General features: G+C 31.5%; 14 protein-coding genes and 1 tRNA gene. 11 read left to right on the forward strand and 4 right to left on the reverse strand.

The window, feature by feature from the left end; all coding sequences use genetic code 11:
• The first annotated feature begins 37 nt into the window (after positions 1 to 37).
• Together argH and serC are read left to right on the forward strand one after the other, a co-directional pair.
• Entirely contained in the window at positions 38 to 1,414 is a 1,377-nt protein-coding gene (argH, locus tag J3U74_RS05780) for an argininosuccinate lyase (RefSeq protein WP_220217404.1), read from the forward strand.
• Between the two features lie 156 nt (positions 1,415 to 1,570).
• Positions 1,571 to 2,656: a 3-phosphoserine/phosphohydroxythreonine transaminase gene (gene serC / locus J3U74_RS05785; protein WP_267329505.1), complete on the forward strand. Its 1,086-nt coding sequence runs from the start codon at positions 1,571 to 1,573 to the stop codon at positions 2,654 to 2,656.
• A gap of 64 nt (positions 2,657 to 2,720) precedes the next feature.
• Here the strand turns inward: serC and J3U74_RS05790 are convergent, their stop codons facing one another.
• The gene (locus J3U74_RS05790) at positions 2,721 to 3,080 is read right to left on the reverse strand and encodes a DUF4156 domain-containing protein (RefSeq protein WP_267329506.1); all 360 of its coding nucleotides are present in this window, start codon (positions 3,078 to 3,080) and stop codon (positions 2,721 to 2,723) included.
• A gap of 216 nt (positions 3,081 to 3,296) precedes the next feature.
• Here J3U74_RS05790 and J3U74_RS05795 point away from each other — a divergent pair.
• Positions 3,297 to 3,373, forward strand: a tRNA-Ile gene (locus J3U74_RS05795).
• A 136-nt stretch (positions 3,374 to 3,509) separates the two neighbouring features.
• On the opposite strand, the gene J3U74_RS12550 is transcribed toward J3U74_RS05795, so the two are convergent.
• Both J3U74_RS12550 and J3U74_RS05800 read right to left on the reverse strand, forming a co-directional pair.
• The gene (locus J3U74_RS12550; protein ID WP_416379782.1) at positions 3,510 to 3,749 is read right to left on the reverse strand and encodes an ogr/Delta-like zinc finger family protein; all 240 of its coding nucleotides are present in this window, start codon (positions 3,747 to 3,749) and stop codon (positions 3,510 to 3,512) included.
• A gap of 784 nt (positions 3,750 to 4,533) precedes the next feature.
• Entirely contained in the window at positions 4,534 to 4,698 is a 165-nt protein-coding gene (locus tag J3U74_RS05800; protein WP_267329507.1) for a hypothetical protein, read from the reverse strand.
• An 887-nt stretch (positions 4,699 to 5,585) separates the two neighbouring features.
• Here J3U74_RS05800 and J3U74_RS05805 point away from each other — a divergent pair.
• The 3 genes from J3U74_RS05805 (at position 5,586) to J3U74_RS05810 (ending at position 10,346) form a co-directional block, all read left to right on the forward strand.
• Positions 5,586 to 6,863, forward strand: coding sequence for a hypothetical protein (locus J3U74_RS05805; protein WP_267329508.1), 1,278 nt, complete (start codon positions 5,586 to 5,588; stop codon positions 6,861 to 6,863).
• 2,574 nt (positions 6,864 to 9,437) lie between these two features.
• On the forward strand, positions 9,438 to 9,656 hold the full coding sequence (locus tag J3U74_RS12555) for a P22AR C-terminal domain-containing protein (protein ID WP_416379783.1): 219 nt from the start codon (positions 9,438 to 9,440) through the stop codon (positions 9,654 to 9,656).
• A gap of 93 nt (positions 9,657 to 9,749) precedes the next feature.
• Positions 9,750 to 10,346, forward strand: a complete 597-nt coding sequence (locus J3U74_RS05810) for a hypothetical protein (RefSeq protein ID WP_267329509.1) — start codon at positions 9,750 to 9,752, stop codon at positions 10,344 to 10,346.
• Positions 10,347 to 11,359: 1,013 nt separating this feature from the next.
• On the opposite strand, the gene J3U74_RS05815 is transcribed toward J3U74_RS05810, so the two are convergent.
• A complete protein-coding gene (locus J3U74_RS05815) occupies positions 11,360 to 11,683 on the reverse strand; it encodes a YnfA family protein (protein WP_267329510.1) in 324 nt (107 codons plus the stop codon).
• 174 nt (positions 11,684 to 11,857) lie between these two features.
• Between J3U74_RS05815 and J3U74_RS05820 the strand changes: the two genes are divergently transcribed.
• From J3U74_RS05820 to J3U74_RS05840, 5 genes are all read left to right on the forward strand, one after another.
• Entirely contained in the window at positions 11,858 to 12,364 is a 507-nt protein-coding gene (locus tag J3U74_RS05820; protein ID WP_267329511.1) for a hypothetical protein, read from the forward strand.
• A 282-nt stretch (positions 12,365 to 12,646) separates the two neighbouring features.
• Positions 12,647 to 13,180 (forward strand): hypothetical protein, encoded by a 534-nt coding sequence (locus tag J3U74_RS05825; protein ID WP_267329512.1) that lies wholly within the window; start codon positions 12,647 to 12,649, stop codon positions 13,178 to 13,180.
• A 565-nt stretch (positions 13,181 to 13,745) separates the two neighbouring features.
• Positions 13,746 to 14,441 carry a hypothetical protein gene (locus tag J3U74_RS05830; protein ID WP_267329513.1) on the forward strand — a complete coding sequence of 232 codons (696 nt, stop codon included), beginning with the start codon at positions 13,746 to 13,748 and terminating at the stop codon, positions 14,439 to 14,441.
• A gap of 406 nt (positions 14,442 to 14,847) precedes the next feature.
• A complete protein-coding gene (locus tag J3U74_RS05835) occupies positions 14,848 to 15,972 on the forward strand; it encodes a nucleoid-associated protein (RefSeq protein WP_267329514.1) in 1,125 nt (374 codons plus the stop codon).
• Between the two features lie 262 nt (positions 15,973 to 16,234).
• Positions 16,235 to 16,855: a carboxymuconolactone decarboxylase family protein gene (locus J3U74_RS05840; protein ID WP_267329515.1), complete on the forward strand. Its 621-nt coding sequence runs from the start codon at positions 16,235 to 16,237 to the stop codon at positions 16,853 to 16,855.
• Positions 16,856 to 17,207: the final 352 nt, after the last annotated feature.

Raw genomic sequence — 17,207 nt, forward strand, 5'->3', positions numbered from 1 at the left:
ATTTTGCATTAATTTAAAGATTATATTTGAGGTATTTATGGCATTATGGGGTGGGCGTTTTAGCCAAGCAGCAGATCAAAGATTTAAACATTTTAATGATTCGTTGCGCTTTGACTATCGTCTTGCAGAGCAAGATATTATAGGATCCATAGCTTGGTCTAAAGCATTGGTGACCGTTAACGTTCTATCTTATGATGAACAAAAGAAATTGGAAAAAGCTTTAAACGAATTACGCATATCGGTTAATCAAGACCCTGAACAGATTTTACGAAGTGATGCTGAAGATATTCATAGTTGGGTTGAACAACAATTAATTGAGAAAGTGGGTGATTTAGGTAAAAAATTACATACTGGTCGTAGCCGAAATGACCAATCAACAACTGATCTTAAACTATGGTGTAAAAAAGAGATTAATCATTTGATTGAATCTGTAGATCATTTAAGAAAGTCTTTAGTCATTACAGCTGAACAACATCAGCAAGCTATTATGCCGGGTTACACTCATTTACAACGAGCTCAGCCCATTACTTTTGCACATTGGTGTTTAGCTTACTATGAAATGCTGACTCGTGATAAAGATCGTCTGCAAGATACACTTAAACGCTTAGATATAAGCCCGTTAGGTTCAGGTGCTTTAGCCGGAACAGCATATCCTATGGACCGTGAAGAGCTAGCGCAATGGTTAGGGTTTGCTAAAGCAACGAATAATAGTTTGGACTCGGTTTCAGATCGTGACCATGTGCTTGAATTATTAAACACGGCTTCAATTAGTATGATCCACTTATCTCGTTTTGCCGAAGATTTAATTATTTTCAATAGTGGCGAAGCCAATTTTGTTGAACTATCAGATCGCGTTACATCCGGCTCTTCATTAATGCCACAAAAAAAGAATCCCGATGCATTAGAATTAATTCGTGGAAAAGTAGGTCGAGTAGTTGGTGCGTTAACCGGTTTAATGGTCACTTTAAAGGGATTGCCACTTGCTTATAATAAAGATATGCAAGAAGACAAAGAACACCTTTTTGATGCAATTGATACCTGGCATGAATGCTTAGATATGGCTTGTTTAGTTCTTGAAGATATCAAAATAAACTATGAAGTTTGTTTAGAAGCTGCAAAACAGGGCTACTCGAATGCAACTGAATTAGCTGATTATCTTGTGGCTAAAGGGATTCCATTTAGAGAAGCACACCACATTGTTGGCGAGGCTGTTGTTGGTGCAATAGCTAAGCAAAAAGCATTGGAGGAACTCTCTTTAGACGAACTTAAATCATTCAGTCATGTTATTGAAGATGATGTTTATACTATATTATCGTTGGATTCTTGCTTAGCAAAACGGTGTGCTAAAGGCGGTGTTTCACCACAACAAGTAAGAATCGCTATTGCAGCAGCCAAACAACAACTCTCCTTATAGTTTAAATTTTATTTCTTGTTTGCCGGTTTATGCCGGCTTTTTTATGCCAAAACGTATAGTAAATCTGAAAGATCTTGTCAAAAATTTGATTGTATATACTTTAAGACAGTGTAAAAATATAACTTTATTTTTATAAATGGATTAAAGTGAATTGCAATGAATAAAAGTTACAACTTTAGTGCCGGTCCTGCTAAATTACCTGCTGATGTTTTAAAACAGGTACAAGCTGAGTTATTAGATTGGCAAAATACTGGCGCATCTGTTATGGAGTTAAGTCACCGTGGTAAGGATTTTGATGCATGTGCAATTGAAGCTACTAATAATTTACGAGACATACTAAATGTCCCCGATAATTATAAAATTTTATTTTGCCAGGGTGGAGCAAGAGCACAATTTGCCGCTGTGCCACTAAATATTTTAGGCGATAAAACGCAGGCTGATTATATCAATAGTGGCTATTGGAGCCAATGTGCTGCTAAAGAAGCAGGAAAGTATTGTAACGTTATCGAGCAAAACATCGTTGTTAAGACCGATGGAGTTACTTCGCTAAAACCTATGTCGGCATGGCAACTAAATGATAATGCCGCTTATATACACTATTGTCCAAATGAAACTATTGATGGGGTTGAAATATTCGAACAGCCTAATTTTGGCGATAAAATTGTTGTAGCTGATTTATCATCGTGCATTTTATCTCAACCAATTGACGTCAGCCGTTATGGAATTATCTATGCTGGCGCTCAGAAAAATATTGGTCCTTCAGGTATTACTATTGTCATAGTTCGGGAAGATTTGCTAGGGCACGCAAAAAAGGTGTTACCGTCGGTATTAGATTATAAAACTCTTTTCGATAACGATTCGATGTTTAATACACCGCCAACTTTTGCATGGTACTTATCTGGTTTGGTATTTAAGTGGATTAAAAATTTGGGCGGATTAAATGCGATGCAACAACGAAATCAAGCTAAAGCTCAATTGCTTTACCAGTTTATCGATCAGTCTGATTTTTATCGTAATTGCGTGGCTACCCCTAATCGATCAATCATGAATGTAACCTTCTTATCCCCAAATGAGGAACTCGATAAAAGGTTTGTTAGCGAAGCAACACAAGCAAATATCATTGGAATCAAAGGTCACCGAATTGCTGGCGGAATGAGGGCTTCGATTTACAATGCGATGGATATTGAAGGAGTCAAGTATTTAATTGATTTCATGAAAGCTTTTGAAAAACAAAATGGCTAATTATATTGGTAAAGTTCAATAAAAAAGGGATAGCATAATATCCCTTTTTTCATTTTACGATTGTTTATTTACAACTAAACACTTCACCAGTCATCACTGCATCTGTTGGCGCTATATCTGAAACATATTGTAATGATGCATCTTGAGCGTTATAAATCACATTACCACCCATTGACGCAGCTTTATTCATAAGATCGGTTGCTGCATCACGAATAAGCTCACTATGTGTTTTTAAACCTGAAAAAAGTGTATTACGGCGGCCTTCAGCTTTACCCAAAAATTGGCAGCTAGCCGCAGGTTTAGTATCAATAAATTGAACGTGTTGACCTGCTGATGTGAGTTGATAATTAGAATTGCTACAGGCGTTTAAAAATAAAGCACTAGAAAAAGCCGCACCGATAAATAGTAATTTTTTTATAGACATAATATTTCCTCAACCAGTAAAACGATAAATAATGATAAGCGTTGTTATTGTATCAGTTTAATAAAATAAAAAGTATCAGTTATTGTTAATGATTAGAATGCATTAAATTACAGTTTAATAATTAACCAAACCAACCCGTTTAGTTAATTAATTGTAGCAAATTAAAATTTTCTCCATTATAATCGCAACCCTACTAAGTCAGTAGAACCTCAAAAAGGCCCCTTAGCTCAGTTGGTCAGAGCAGTCGACTCATAATCGATTGGTCACTGGTTCAAGTCCAGTAGGGGCCACCATTTATAGCTAATATAATCAATAAGTTGTCCTTAAATATTTAATGCTAAAAATAAGCGTATTTTATCAAGTGGCATTAAAAAGGTGTTCATTTTTTTTGATTAAATTGCATTTTGTTATACAACCCAGATGGATGAATTAGAATATCAGTATATTTTGTCGCTTGCGGCTGCTGAGTGGTACTAGTATTTTGACTATTGGGTCTAGTCTTGCACTGGCTACGATAGTTTCAAGAACAGATTGCATAGTGGTGAATGTGTGATCGCAATAAATATTTGAGCATTGGTTGTATTGTTTTCTGGTTAAGTTACTGATCTCTTCAGTTGATCGAATGTAGGCTTTTGATCTGTTGTGTGGACATTTTATCAATATTGTCACTTCTTTTTTGAAGTTTTGATTAATTTTATGTTAACTTATTTCTAATTCTATTGATATTAATCGCTGGTTTTATTATTTTCTGCGTCAGTTTGATCTAACTTTTCTTTTGATTTTTAATCACCTTTTAACTTTATTTGAAAGCCGGTATTGATCGCCAGATTTTTGCCTTATTGTGACGGTTGGGATTGTTTTGTTACTTGTAGTTTGTACTACTCCTTTTATCAATTTAATTAACATGCCAATTTCAGTGCAACACAGAGTTAAAATCATTTAATATCCGAGTTAGGAGTGAAGCATCGGATTCTTTTGTTTGGTCAATCTGAAAAATATTCGCAAATTAGATCTATTTATGAATTCGATATCCCAACTATGTTTCTTTACAATATCAGCAACAATGACACCGAGCCATGTATTACCATCGTGCTTTTCTCGCTTTTCATTAAAAGGTCTCGCATAATGTCATTTCCAATCAAATTAAAAAACTAAGATAGAAAAGAAAACTCTTGTATTACTGGTTACATGGTATTAATGAGTTCTTCACAAAAACACTAATAGTTTCCCAATGCTTACGAATAAGTAGGGTAGCACTAATAATGGCAGTAATAACTCAATCGATAGGACTTATCGACTCTTGCAAATATAGTGTCTGATGTTTTAAAGCTTACACAAATAAAAGGCATTCCTGCCTTTGTGCTATATAATAATCCGCGAAAGTTTTTAAATGCAGATCCTAACTTTTAGACTTTAGTGCTCGAAAAAGCTAAAAAGTTTTTGCCAAGAGACCTTATTCTACCTCTGACAAGTCTTGTTTTTTGAATAGCCCACCGAGAGATAATCCTACTAGTGATAATATAAATCTGGCCATGAGCATAAGATCCAAGATGCTCATTAATAAAATGGCTAATCCACCTAAAGCGTTGGTCATAACCGCAAGTACGGATCCAAGCATAAATAAGGCTTTACTATGCGTAAAGCACCCTCAGCGTAATGTATGTACCATCTACAACGTAATATTTTTATATAAGGTTGCGCACAAGGTTGGAACGATAAAAATTCAAAACCCCCAATAAAATACCCGAAAGTTACGGTTAAAAATAGCCAAATGTTATTTAATCAATTTAAACGCGTTGTTGATGATGTGGGAAGATATAAAGAGTATCACTAACTCAAAGATGCAATGATTGCTGCACTGGTTATAAGACAGCGCAGATCTAACATTGCGACAGTCAAAAAAATAAAATGTAAAACGTAATTATCTTTTCATTGAACAATTCAAAACAGAATCAAAAATAGCATTGACAACAAAAATTAAAATACAAAAAAATAGCTGTAAGCATACGGGACATTATTCTATCCTTTACTTATGACTATCTGATAAATAAGAACTTCCAAACAGTTTTACCGGATGATACAATAAAACGATTTGCAAAGATTTAAGATAGGGTATTCAAGGGAAGTCATGGGCATGATACGCCTACATTTTTTATGAAACAAGATCACTTTCTGGAAGACTTTATAGAGATCAGAAGACCAATACTAAGGCATTACTTGGCCATAAATCACAAGCTATAACAGGCCTTTATAATGACACATGCGGGTGAGTTGGAAATGTTCAAATAGGTACACCACTCTATACGCTCAAAAATCTTGGATAATGGGAGACGTTAGGGGAGAACAAATATGCTCACTTAAATTTTGAACATATGCTTGAATAGTGCAAATAACGTGATATCTACAACGCAGTGATTATTTGCGTACTTATTAATTAGTAATTATTCAAATTTATTTAATTGAATGTTAAAATTTCACTATTTTTTGGAAAGTTAAGGAAAATTAATGCGTTACATAGTTCATTTATTCATAATAATAATACCTTTAATTTGTTTTCACTCATACGCAGATTATGAAGGTAGTGATTCACTCCCAATTAAAATAATAACGAAAGAAAATTATAATTCATTATTGCCGTCACTTGAGGATACTAATAAAAATGGTGGATTAATTATTTTATCATCCGATCTACCAAAAGAACCACTTCCTATATTACCTAATACTAACACAAGGATTTTAGATTTCCGTTACAATAATGGAATTCATTTTATTAAAGGTAACCATCCTAGACTTGATGGTTATTGGACACAATATTCAGGATTGAAAACAGGTCTTGGTAAAAATATTATTATAAGCGATGTGTTGCCATATGATATGCAAGTAGAATCAGCAACAGGGGAAAAAATGATTCCCCACGATGATAATAAAAACTTACATCAAGACTCGAATGAATATTCGAACACTCATAACCATTATCAAAATTTTCTAAGTGAAGTTTGGAGTTTTTCGCCAACTGTGAACGCAGTTTCTATTTGGGGGGACAGCGGTTCATTTTTTCCTGGCAGCAAATCATGGGGTGGGTTTTTAAGTGCAAGATCATGGCCTGTTCATTGGCAAAAATTTGTTCCTGAAGGAACGCCAACTTTCGAAGATAAAGATTTTGATGCTCAACTAGTCGGACTTGAAATAGATGTACTTAATGGTGGACTGCCAGATGGAACAATATCTCCAATTATTGGACGTCCATTATCTAAAAGTGGTTTGCAAATTGTAGGATTTGGAAATAGAAATACTGCTGCAATTGAAATTAGAACCGAAGATTCTGATGACCACTCAAAAAGCTCTGACGAACGCAAAGGCACTTGGAAATACGGTATTATAGCATACAATTCATTAAATAGTGATTCAACATTTATATTCTCTGCAACACCAACAGGTAAAACTGGGGTTGATTTAACTCAAACAACTTATTCTGATTCAGCTATAAAAATAAATTCAACAGGAACAAAAACTGGATTATCATTTAATGAATATGCTGCTGGTCAAATTTTTTCAGAAAATGACAAACTTATACTTGAAACAGGTAAAAAAGGATTTGAGTTAAGATCAAAAAATGGCTCTGTTATTTTAGATGTTGACGATCACGGATGGGTATCAATGAAATGGTATAAATTAAATCCAGCCTATTTATGTGTCTTTGCCATTATTATAGCTTTATTAATTTATATGACTATCCAGTTATATTTATTAAAAAGAACTATTAGACAAATGCAAAAGAGATAAACTAAATAATCACAAGATAACCAATAAAGGCTATTGGTTATCTGTGTAATTTAGCTCATTATGACTAAATCATCAATTGAAATCAAATATCCGTTTTCACCTGAAATAATGGCTGCATTGTGTGGATTGTCTAACAGCATAAACCAAAATGAAACATAATTACGGTCTTCTATTTATGTGCCAATCGGCGTAGTTAAAATATCTTTTACTGATTGATTAATATCATAGAGAATCTGTAATAGTTCTCCCTCTTTTCGTTCTCATACCTAAATTATTGTTGTTTACCTGTTGATTCACCGCCCATCTATACTTTTGTATAGCCAACTCTACCGCCACCTGTTGCACAAAATGATTTATAGGTGATTTGGTTTGTATATAAGGCTGTTGGCATATCAAGTATAATAAATATTCCTGCTTTTATAGTAACGCTAGTTTCTGCATCAATTAATACGGTTTTAATGCCTTTATTTGTTAATGCTATGTTGTAATTTCATATTCAAATGTTGCCCAGTCCGGAAATTCGAAAAAAAATCGTCTTCAGATATTGAATGCGTAGGATTAGCATAGCAATAAAGACTCGGTAATATGCAATCCAATCCTAAGTTACGTTAGAACTTAATATAAAAACTAGCCAACAATCATGTAAGGATTTTTTCTGCTTGAAGGGTCAACCATGGTAACCATAAAGTCACATTATTATCCGAATGCACTTTAATCCGATCACTTTTGGTTTCACATATAACATCTTGGCGGATCAGGTTTTCAATTTTATGTAATATTTTGATTAAGTAGGCAGGATGAAAATTTTTTTATAGTGCTAACATTATGATTAAAGGCAAAAAAAATAATGCAAGCTCACTTGTAAAAATGGATTCATCTACAAGATGGTAGAGGATAATATGTTGGATCATGTCATAGCCTTGCTGATTTATACCGCGTAGTTGCTGGGGGATATTTAACTGTCCAATTGTTGTTTTTATTGTCTCTAGTCTGTAATGATGAATATGTGTCATGCGAGATGCAGAGTTAATAAAATTAAGATATTGTACTTTTAATAATGCATTAGCCGAAGAATGACCGCATGTTTATACAGAATTAAATATCTAGAATCGTCGTTGATTATGTCGTCGGTTAGTTCGTTAATTGAATTTAACTTGTCAACTTGTTTGGTGAAATGCTAGCTATATAAATCTGCATTGGTATTGATGATGGCTTTTTAAGTCGTTCGGTTGTGATCGAGCCATCTAACCATTATGTGTCTCTCATATCTTTGATTTTAATTGCCAGGAAAAACAAAATATTACTGATTTCTATATCTTTTACTTAGTTGGCTTTGGATATAGCAATGAAATCGCTCATAAATTGCCTTGTATCTGAATTGTGAACGGGGCGGACAAAGGCGCTAACGTGCAAAATATATTTATTGCGTTTGTGTCGCTGAGGTGTAAGGGTTCATCTGATTGATAACCTTCCTTATTAAAGGAATTTTTTAAATATTTAATTTTGGTGTTGATACCTATTTTTTCATCTAGCACCAATACTCGCTCTAAATAAGCAAGCTTTTTTCTGGCTATGAAGTTTTGAGTGCCAAACTTAATGCTTTGTTCAGTTTAGCTTATGCCTCGTTAAATATATCTTTGTCATGCAAAATTTCTTGAATTTGAGTAATTTTTCAATGTCCACGGATTGTTTTGCTTGTCAGAGCTAAACGGTATTGACTAACTCTTAAGCAAATAAGGTGACTGTTTGTTGTTGGTATTCGTCCGGTGTTACCCAATTATACTTGATGACGTGTTCCGCAAGCGGATAATGCTTAGTATCAATCAATCAGACAAAAATACGGTTTACCTCTCAGGAAAGATATTGATGATTACGCCTTAAGAAGAAATGTTAAAACAATGAAAGTTGATGAGGATAATTTTTATCTTATATTTAACCTTTTTCAAATTATGTACATATTTTGCCCATAACTTTTTATCCTACAGAGTCTAATGAAAGAGATTCCGGATATACTAATGATGCGGATTTAAGTTATTTTTTCTTTTTTGAAACTGCGGAAGCTTCTTTATCAAGAGTATCAAAAGGAATGAAAAAATTATTTTTAATGAGCAGTTTTAAATGTCGGGGATTAAAATCTAAATTTAATATTAAAAATTAAAAAAATAATGTAATACGATATCCATATTAGCGATGTCAGTTGTGGTAAAATGACGGTTTAGAATGATTTTATAGGATTTAATGTGCCAATATATGCATATTTAGCTCCTTAATTATTGTTTATGAACGTCAAATTAAAGAAATTATAATCGATTGGTCACTGGTTCAAGTCCAGTAGGGGCCACCAACTAAAAAATTATATAGTCAATGAACTGTTAATGAGCAAACTTACCGAGCAGGTGAAAGACATCAAACGGTTTATTCAAAGTTTCACCAGCAATTCAAAATCCCACGTTTTCAAGATTACCAGCTAGTAGATTGAGGAACCCATTGTGGCTTGGCAGGTTACACTCTAGAATTGGCTTATCAGATGAAGATTTATATGATTTAGCATAGTTATATAAAACTGCTGAAACAATGCGATATCAAATAGAATCGGTACAGCCTGCATTACGTGTGATTGATTCAAGTTTTAGCGGTACTTTTTACTCTATAGCTCGTGAATATAAGCGAACTTTAAATGATACTAGAAGAATAATCGAACGAAAAACAGAGCATATACAATCTAAAGGAATAGCCGATAATTGGAATAGAGTTTTACCGATCATTAGGTTAAAAATGTCTAAATTAGCATAATCAATTATTATAAAAATAAAACAACCTAAGGGTAGTTCTTATTGCTTTAACTCGTTAAATAACATACCATTAATGAAAAATTAAGGAGATGGTATGCAGAAAAAATTATTTATAATTCTGTTTTGTTTTCTAAGCATTGGTTGCAATAAAAAAGAAACTAAAATTGAACTACCAAACCAACTGAAATGGGGAATGAGTGTTGATGATGTAAAGCATATGGGGGTTAATATTTTTTACAAAGGGGAAAGTGAGGATCATAATTTTCAGTATTATTTAATTAAATCCGATTCTTTTCCTGAGCTGGATTTTAAATCGGTTGTATTTAAAAAAAATGATGGATTAGTTAGTTATAATCATAATAATAATTACTATTCCTCGCCGGGACTGGATAGTGATACTAACTATGATTCAACAGGTGAAAAAGCTATATCGTTATATAACTCGTATATTAGTCAATTTGATAAATTATATTATTCGAGTTCAGCTCACAAAAACGTTGAACCTTATAATAATTTTTGGATTAACCCCATTTGTGAAGAAGAGGAACTCTGTATAATTTCAGAAAAAACGTACAAAGATAATATCGATACTGAATTAAAAATCGCCATATCCGTAATCAAAGCGGAAAACAGCATAAATAACATAGGTATTGTTCGGATTTCTTTTATAAAAAATGATAACTTTAATTAAATATTAAACTCTTTTGTTAAAAGCCGTTCCGGCGGGCTTTTTTCATGTCTAGAGAAATCAAAATTATGGAAACATTTCACTGGAGACCGTGCGGTTTAGAAAACAAAGCACTTGAAAGTTTAAACGGATATATATGACTATAATGCGGTTTCAAACGCATAAAATATAAGCTCACTTAATAGATGGGCTTTGTATTATTCATATGTGAGTAATTTTATGAGAACAAGAGCATGTAGACGACATCAAGTTAAGTAACAGTTTCAAATGAGTGGCAACAAAATATAAGCTTTTACACCTAAACTTTAAAAAATTCACGAGCAGTTATAAAAAATAACTGCATATTTAATCAACAGTCGTCTTGTGTGGCTTTTTATTTTTAAAGGTAGCATATGACAAAGGGCGAAAAGAAAAAATAGGTCGCCCAAGTGAGCTACCGATTGTTTGACTAAGGTTAAGGAGTATTTACTTGGAGGCAATAAAAAATTTGGTGATGTAGTTCTAAGCTTTAGAGGTTTAGCTTGTTTTCTTGGTAAGTATAAGTCTTCAATGTACAGCAATACTGAGTAAAGTAAGGAATTTTCCGACACGTTTGAAGCAATTAAAACGTTAATAATTTGTTGGTCACTGGTTCAAGTCCAGTAGGAACCATCAACTCAAAAAGTATGTAGTTAACAAATTATTTATAATCATATTTTATAATAATCTAATCTGATAAATTCAAAGTAATTTTATTCTTTTAATTTTAGATAGTTATTAAAAATAGATTAATAGACTTTGTCATCTTTGTTGATCTTACAATTAAGGATAGATATAAAAAGCATGGTTTAAATTGCCTTATAATCAAGAGAGGTGAATTTATAAAACCGGTTAATTCGCGAAAAAAATAACTATTTAATACCAAAATAATTTGCAACAATCGTAAATTATTACTAATGCAATACAGTGAATATAATGGAGTATGCTTATATTTTTGTTAAAAGAGTAGGGTATATTAATTTAATTAAAAATCAATTTTATGTTTTCCAACCCCAAATAATAACTAGGGTCCCGAGTAGGATAATCATGGTACCAATTAAATCAAATGTTGATAATTTGACATGATCAACTAACTTAAGCCAGATAATAGATGTTACCACATAAATACCACCATATGTTGCATAAATTCGACCACTAGCTTCAGGATGTAAAGTAAGTAGCCAAGCAAATAACATAAGACTTAATGCAGCCGGTATTAGAAACCAGGCAGAAACCACTTTTTTAGCCCAAATATAAACAAAATAACAGCCTGAAATTTCAGTTAAAGCGGTAAATATAAATAATACGATAATTTTTATCATAATTAAATTAAACTACTATTATCATTATTAATAAAATTGAGTTTAGTATAAACAAATTTAGATTGGTTTGAACCTTATTTCTGTTTTATTTTATAAACTTTTAAAGTTTAAAATGGAAATTAATTATTAACCAATGTTAATATCAAATTAATAAATTAAAGGGAAGATTGATTTATGACTACAAAAAAGAATTGTGAATTAGGAATGATTCATTTTCTATTCAAAGATCGGAACTTACTTTATGCACACGGTTTTTTTTATGTACTTATGTTTATAATTTTTAGGATTTCCATGGAGTTCGGCAGAGGCGGTTTTCATAGTTATTCTGAAAAGTTTGATCCTTTTATTATTATTTTTCTAGTTGCTACTCTAACCGTGCAAGTGATTTTATTTCTGTCGATGCTAATAAAACTCTTCACCAAACCAAATACTCACAAACTAACTTCTTTTCTTGGATTATATATTGGTATTTTTGTATGTTTTATTTGGTTTGCTATATTGGTAGCCTATTTTGAGAATAATGACAATAGTTGGGGATTTAATGGGCTTGCTTTTATGTTATTATCAATTTTGCCAAGCGTTTCAAGCATTTGTGGCTATATTTTGTTAATTCTTATTAAAGCGATTAGAAGTGGTATTTGTTTGTTAATCAATAAGCAAAATAGCGAGGATATGAAATAGATATTAATGCTATAGATAGAAAATAGCTTGAATTAGATATATAGCTTCCAGTGAATTTTTTAATGTTTCGAGTGGTGTGTATGTTTGTACATGGTAACTTGCCTAAGTATGTCGCAGGTCAGGAAAATGAAATATCTTAATTCCAGCTCTTTTTTATAAATTAGATTGACAAGAAAACCTATATTCAAGTTTTTTCACAGAAATATGTATAAGATAGTTTTGATGGATAAATAATATATGCTATTATAATTACACGCAGGAAGTGTATTTTGTAGGCGCATCATGGGACGATACCGTACTAATCCGATGAAATCTTTAGTGTTCAAGTTCATTAAGGAAGAGGATTTCCAAAATAAATTAAATATTATTTCAGAATTTAATTTTGTTCACTTTGAAAAATGGTTCCAAATCGAATTGGCATGTTATTTTAAGAAGAAAAAATTTTTCAACTATTGTCCTTTTAAATGGACAGCAGAATATTCTCATACTAATAAAAAAGGAAAAATTATTCCTGATTTTACTATTTTTTATAATACAAGTGGTAATGAGTTTTATACTGAAATAAAGCAATATGATAGTTTTATAACATGCTTTAATAAAATGGTTGATGACTTTTATAAAGTGAAAAATGCCGTTGATAAAAAAAATAGTGAGAATATTAATTGTATTGGTGTTTTTAAAACAGAATATTTTAGCGAAGATAAGTTATCAAATTTAAAAGATGGTTTTAAAAAAGATAAACACCTCATTACCAAAATAGAAGAAATCAAAATTAAAGAAATACCTAATACAAAGTATTCTTTAATGTATTTTTAGATTCTAATATGAAAATCTGATTTAGATGTAAGTCAAAAAAGAATTACATCATCTATAAAATTTTTGGACTGAATTTGTGTATGTTAGATAATTGGTTTTGGTTATTGTGATTATTATTGGCTAGACATTACTAACAGAACCTCAAGTTAGTAATAAGGCACCAGTAGGATTAATAATAATTTCTGTAGTTTAGTGATCTTGCCGATACTTTATATACTTAAGAGCCGTCAAAGGATGAGGTCTCGGCATTCTACTTAAAAGAAGTTGATTACGCAGATGAATATCTAGAATATCGCAATTTAATTCATATATTTTAAATTAATAAAGGCAATATTTACTCAATGGCGTGCAGGTATTGGTGTTGCCACAGGGCTTGATCACAATTGCCTCATGTGGTTAATAAAAATTAATTATATCTGTAAAATGGACGCATTTTTTGATCTACAAATCATGCAAGAATAGTCAGTGAAATTAATAAATAAAAGTAAATAACCACTTTCGAGTGGTTTTTTATTGCCCCAAACCTTTAAATAACATACCATTATCAAAAACTATGGAGAATGGTATGAAAAAGATTTTACTAGCTGGCTTAATTGGTTTCGCTTTAGTCGGATGTGTGAGCGATGTTAAATATAATTATGTGCCAGAAATTACTCAAAAAAGCTATCCTGATCTTAATGTAGTTACAACCACGTATGTAGGTGATGACATGGTTCGTCAAGGCAACGTTAAAACAATGGATGTGATATCTTTTCCAGTAACAACTCAAGTTAATAAATTTTGGTACTCTTATATCATTGATGCAGGCGATTATCCAAAGTTAGGTGAAGATAAAAAATATTTATTTTTTGCGATAAGAAGTGTAAACGGTAATTCTATTGTGAAAAGTTTCAATGTTGCTGTGGCTCCGGTAGGTATAAGAGTTAGTAAAGATTCATCTAAGAATCAAGTCTGTATATCTTTTCCAACAGGGACTGATTTTTGTGAGAATAATAAACAGTTTACTTATAAAAAGGTTAATGTGACGAGTCAGGATGGATTCCAGCAAACATTGATTTATAACGGTAAGGTTGGTAATAAAATTAACATAGGGTATCGAGAATTTAATAACGATATTGCTCGTCCTGCATTTTCCAATAATGTTGAATATGATTTATCAGAGTCAAAAATTATAAGATACAAAGGTGCAGAGTTAGAAATAATAAAAGCAACTAATCAATTTATTCAATATAAAGTATTTAGAAATTTCAATCATAAATAAAAAAAGCTCTTTCGGGCTTTAATTTTATCTATCATTTATATGATCAATTCTAGATAAGTACTTTTAAGAGAAGAGCAGTATACATTGTCTTAAGCATATAACAGAAGTCACAATAGAGTAATTTTATAGGGCATCTTCACATATACAATCCAAACCAATAGCAAATAATTCGCATAGTGTATTGCCTGAGAATATAGACATTAATTCAAAATGCAACAACATCGATGATGTGAGTTGTCTTTTATTTGAATTAAATTTACGTAGATCAATTAATCTAATTAAAAGGTAAATTTTATCATATTTTATAAAAATGAATATGTGTACTGTTAGCTGTATTTATTATCATGTAAGGGTTATTTATTGTCTATATTATAATTAATTGATTAAATTATTCGGGATAAACAATATGACAGATGCTTTTAAAAAAACATGTACCAATTGTAATAGTGATTTAGATGTTAATGGTGTTTGTAGTGATTGTGGGTATGATTCATCAATAGAACAAGAAGCGGTTGAATATTTGCCTCAATTTGCTATTACAGCAGATCTGAAGCGAGAAAATTCTAATTTTAGCTTTATACTTGGTAAATTATGGAAATTAACAGATAACGATATTTTGGAATTCATCGCTAAAGTAGATGAAAAATTCAAAAGGCATAAAAAAAATCATAGTTACATCTATAAAAGTATAACTAATACTAGTGTAGCTGTTAATTTATCTAAATATTCAAAAAGAGAATTAGAATTTGAATCTCTAGTTTCAACCATAATGGAAAAACTTTGTTCCGAGGCTAATGCTGATAGGCGAAGCAAAAAGGGAGGTTCAATAATATTTATTCATTACAATATTGAAAGTGAAGAAGATTCTTTAGGTAGGTTGTTTATTTTGATGGTTGATAATAATAATGGGTTTAATTTTGATGATGATTTAATCCCAAAAATGTTTTCAACTATTAACTTGGATTCGTTGAGACAGGCTGCAATGATTGATTTAACTTTATTTGATGCTACTTATCCTGATAATAAAGAAGAGCCTTACCTTCAGTTTATCACAGGTAAATCAACGAGTAACTTCTTTAAGAGAGCTTTGGGGTGTAACGAAACACTTGATAGTACTCTAAGTATTGACGAGGCTAAATGCGCTGTTATAGATTTTTTGAAACATTTTAATGTTAAAAAGAGAGATAAAGATAATGTTCAAGAAGCAATATCAAAATTATTGGAAAATACATTAAAAAGAAAAGCTGATAGGAAATTATCGATAGAAAATTTTCAAAACATTATAGACAGCACATTAGATGATGAAACAATTAAAGGAAAATTTAGTGATTTTGTTGCATCTAGGGATTATAAGATTAATGAATTTTTTGAACCTACTCCATCATCTAAGAAAATATTTGAAACGTTAACATTGGAAGATGCAGAAAAAGATTATTGTTGTCAAATTTCTTATAGTGCTTTAGGTATAAATAATAAAGAAAAAAAATCACTTACTTCCAGCAGATATCCTATTCATAGGGCAGCGTACTAAATTGAATTAACTGCCGATAAACAAGTAAATTATTAAACTCTTCATAAGGTAATTTACTATAGTTTATTTTGAGATATATTGAATTAAAAATCATATAACAGCAAAAAATAAAACAAATTCTGATAGATTAATGTTTTGTATGTACTGGCTCTAATATTAATGACTCATCTATCATTTTTAGGCACACTAATTAGTAAACATCCAGGGTGGTTAGAAAAAGTAACCGATTACAGTATTAACTATTTATGCAAGGGTAAATGCTATGAATACTTTAACACCAAAACAAGGATCAATTGTGACTATTTCCGCTTCTATGTCTAAGGGCGATATGACTGGATTAAGACAGGCTTTAATTGATGGTTTAAACCAAGGGTTAACCATTAATGAAATTAAAGAAATTTTAGTTCAGCTTTATGCCTACGTTGGTTTTCCTAGGAGTTTAAATGGGCTGAGTGTTTTCAAAGATCTGCTTGAAGAACGTCAAAGAGAAGGCATTACTGACACAGTTGGTTCTACGTCAGCGCCATTACCCACTAATATAAGCGTTTTAGAGTTGGGTACTAAAATTCAAACAAAAGTTGTTGGCAAACCCGTTACCGGCGGCATTATGGATTTTTCACCTGTTATCGATCTATTTTTAAAAGCCCATCTTTTTGGCGATATTTTTGGTCGAGATATTTTAAGTTATGAAGATAGAGAGATTGCGACATTAGCTGCGCTATCAACATTGGTAGGTGCCGATAGTCAGATTAAATCTCATATTCAAATTGCGCAAAATGTCGGGGTATCTTTTACTAAATTAGATGCCATTGCTAATATTTTAAAATCAAAAATTGGTGAAATGGAATTTGAACGGTTTAACCGTGCAGTAAAAGGCCAATAAAAAAATTATAATTAAATGGATATATCAATATTATATATGCCCATTTTCCACAGAATAAGTTCTTTTACACAAATAACTTTAAATCATTTCCTGACGAGGATAGTTATTATGAAAATAATCAGTCAATCTGAATTTGAAAAAAATAATATATTTGGCAAGGGCGAACCTAATGTAAATTATGCTAAATATTTTATTGGTCATTCATATCTTTATTAGAAGAATACCAAAAATTAAACAAATTTTCTAAACTCCAAAAATGTAAAGGATTACTTTAGCCTACGATCGAAAATATTTTAATTTTCGTAGATAGAATATTTAAATCTAATCTGTCAAATTAATACTTCCCTTATCT

Origin of the sequence: Gilliamella sp. B3892 (assembly GCF_026536305.1) — a bacterium.
In the GTDB taxonomy this organism is placed as follows: domain Bacteria; phylum Pseudomonadota; class Gammaproteobacteria; order Enterobacterales; family Orbaceae; genus Gilliamella.

Bases quoted from the DNA above. Each gene is read 5' to 3' on its own strand.
- argH (WP_220217404.1), top strand. From the start codon at position 38: ATGGCATTATGGGGTGGGCGTTTTAGCCAAGCAGCAGATCAAAGATTT.
- serC (WP_267329505.1), top strand. From the start codon at position 1,571: ATGAATAAAAGTTACAACTTTAGTGCCGGTCCTGCTAAATTACCTGCT.
- J3U74_RS05790 (WP_267329506.1), bottom strand. From the start codon at position 3,080: ATGTCTATAAAAAAATTACTATTTATCGGTGCGGCTTTTTCTAGTGCT.
- J3U74_RS05800 (WP_267329507.1), bottom strand. From the start codon at position 4,698: ATGCTTGGATCCGTACTTGCGGTTATGACCAACGCTTTAGGTGGATTA.
- J3U74_RS05805 (WP_267329508.1), top strand. From the start codon at position 5,586: ATGCGTTACATAGTTCATTTATTCATAATAATAATACCTTTAATTTGT.
- J3U74_RS12555 (WP_416379783.1), top strand. From the start codon at position 9,438: ATGCGATATCAAATAGAATCGGTACAGCCTGCATTACGTGTGATTGAT.
- J3U74_RS05810 (WP_267329509.1), top strand. From the start codon at position 9,750: ATGCAGAAAAAATTATTTATAATTCTGTTTTGTTTTCTAAGCATTGGT.
- J3U74_RS05815 (WP_267329510.1), bottom strand. From the start codon at position 11,683: ATGATAAAAATTATCGTATTATTTATATTTACCGCTTTAACTGAAATT.
- J3U74_RS05820 (WP_267329511.1), top strand. From the start codon at position 11,858: ATGACTACAAAAAAGAATTGTGAATTAGGAATGATTCATTTTCTATTC.
- J3U74_RS05825 (WP_267329512.1), top strand. From the start codon at position 12,647: ATGGGACGATACCGTACTAATCCGATGAAATCTTTAGTGTTCAAGTTC.
- J3U74_RS05830 (WP_267329513.1), top strand. From the start codon at position 13,746: ATGAAAAAGATTTTACTAGCTGGCTTAATTGGTTTCGCTTTAGTCGGA.
- J3U74_RS05835 (WP_267329514.1), top strand. From the start codon at position 14,848: ATGACAGATGCTTTTAAAAAAACATGTACCAATTGTAATAGTGATTTA.
- J3U74_RS05840 (WP_267329515.1), top strand. From the start codon at position 16,235: ATGAATACTTTAACACCAAAACAAGGATCAATTGTGACTATTTCCGCT.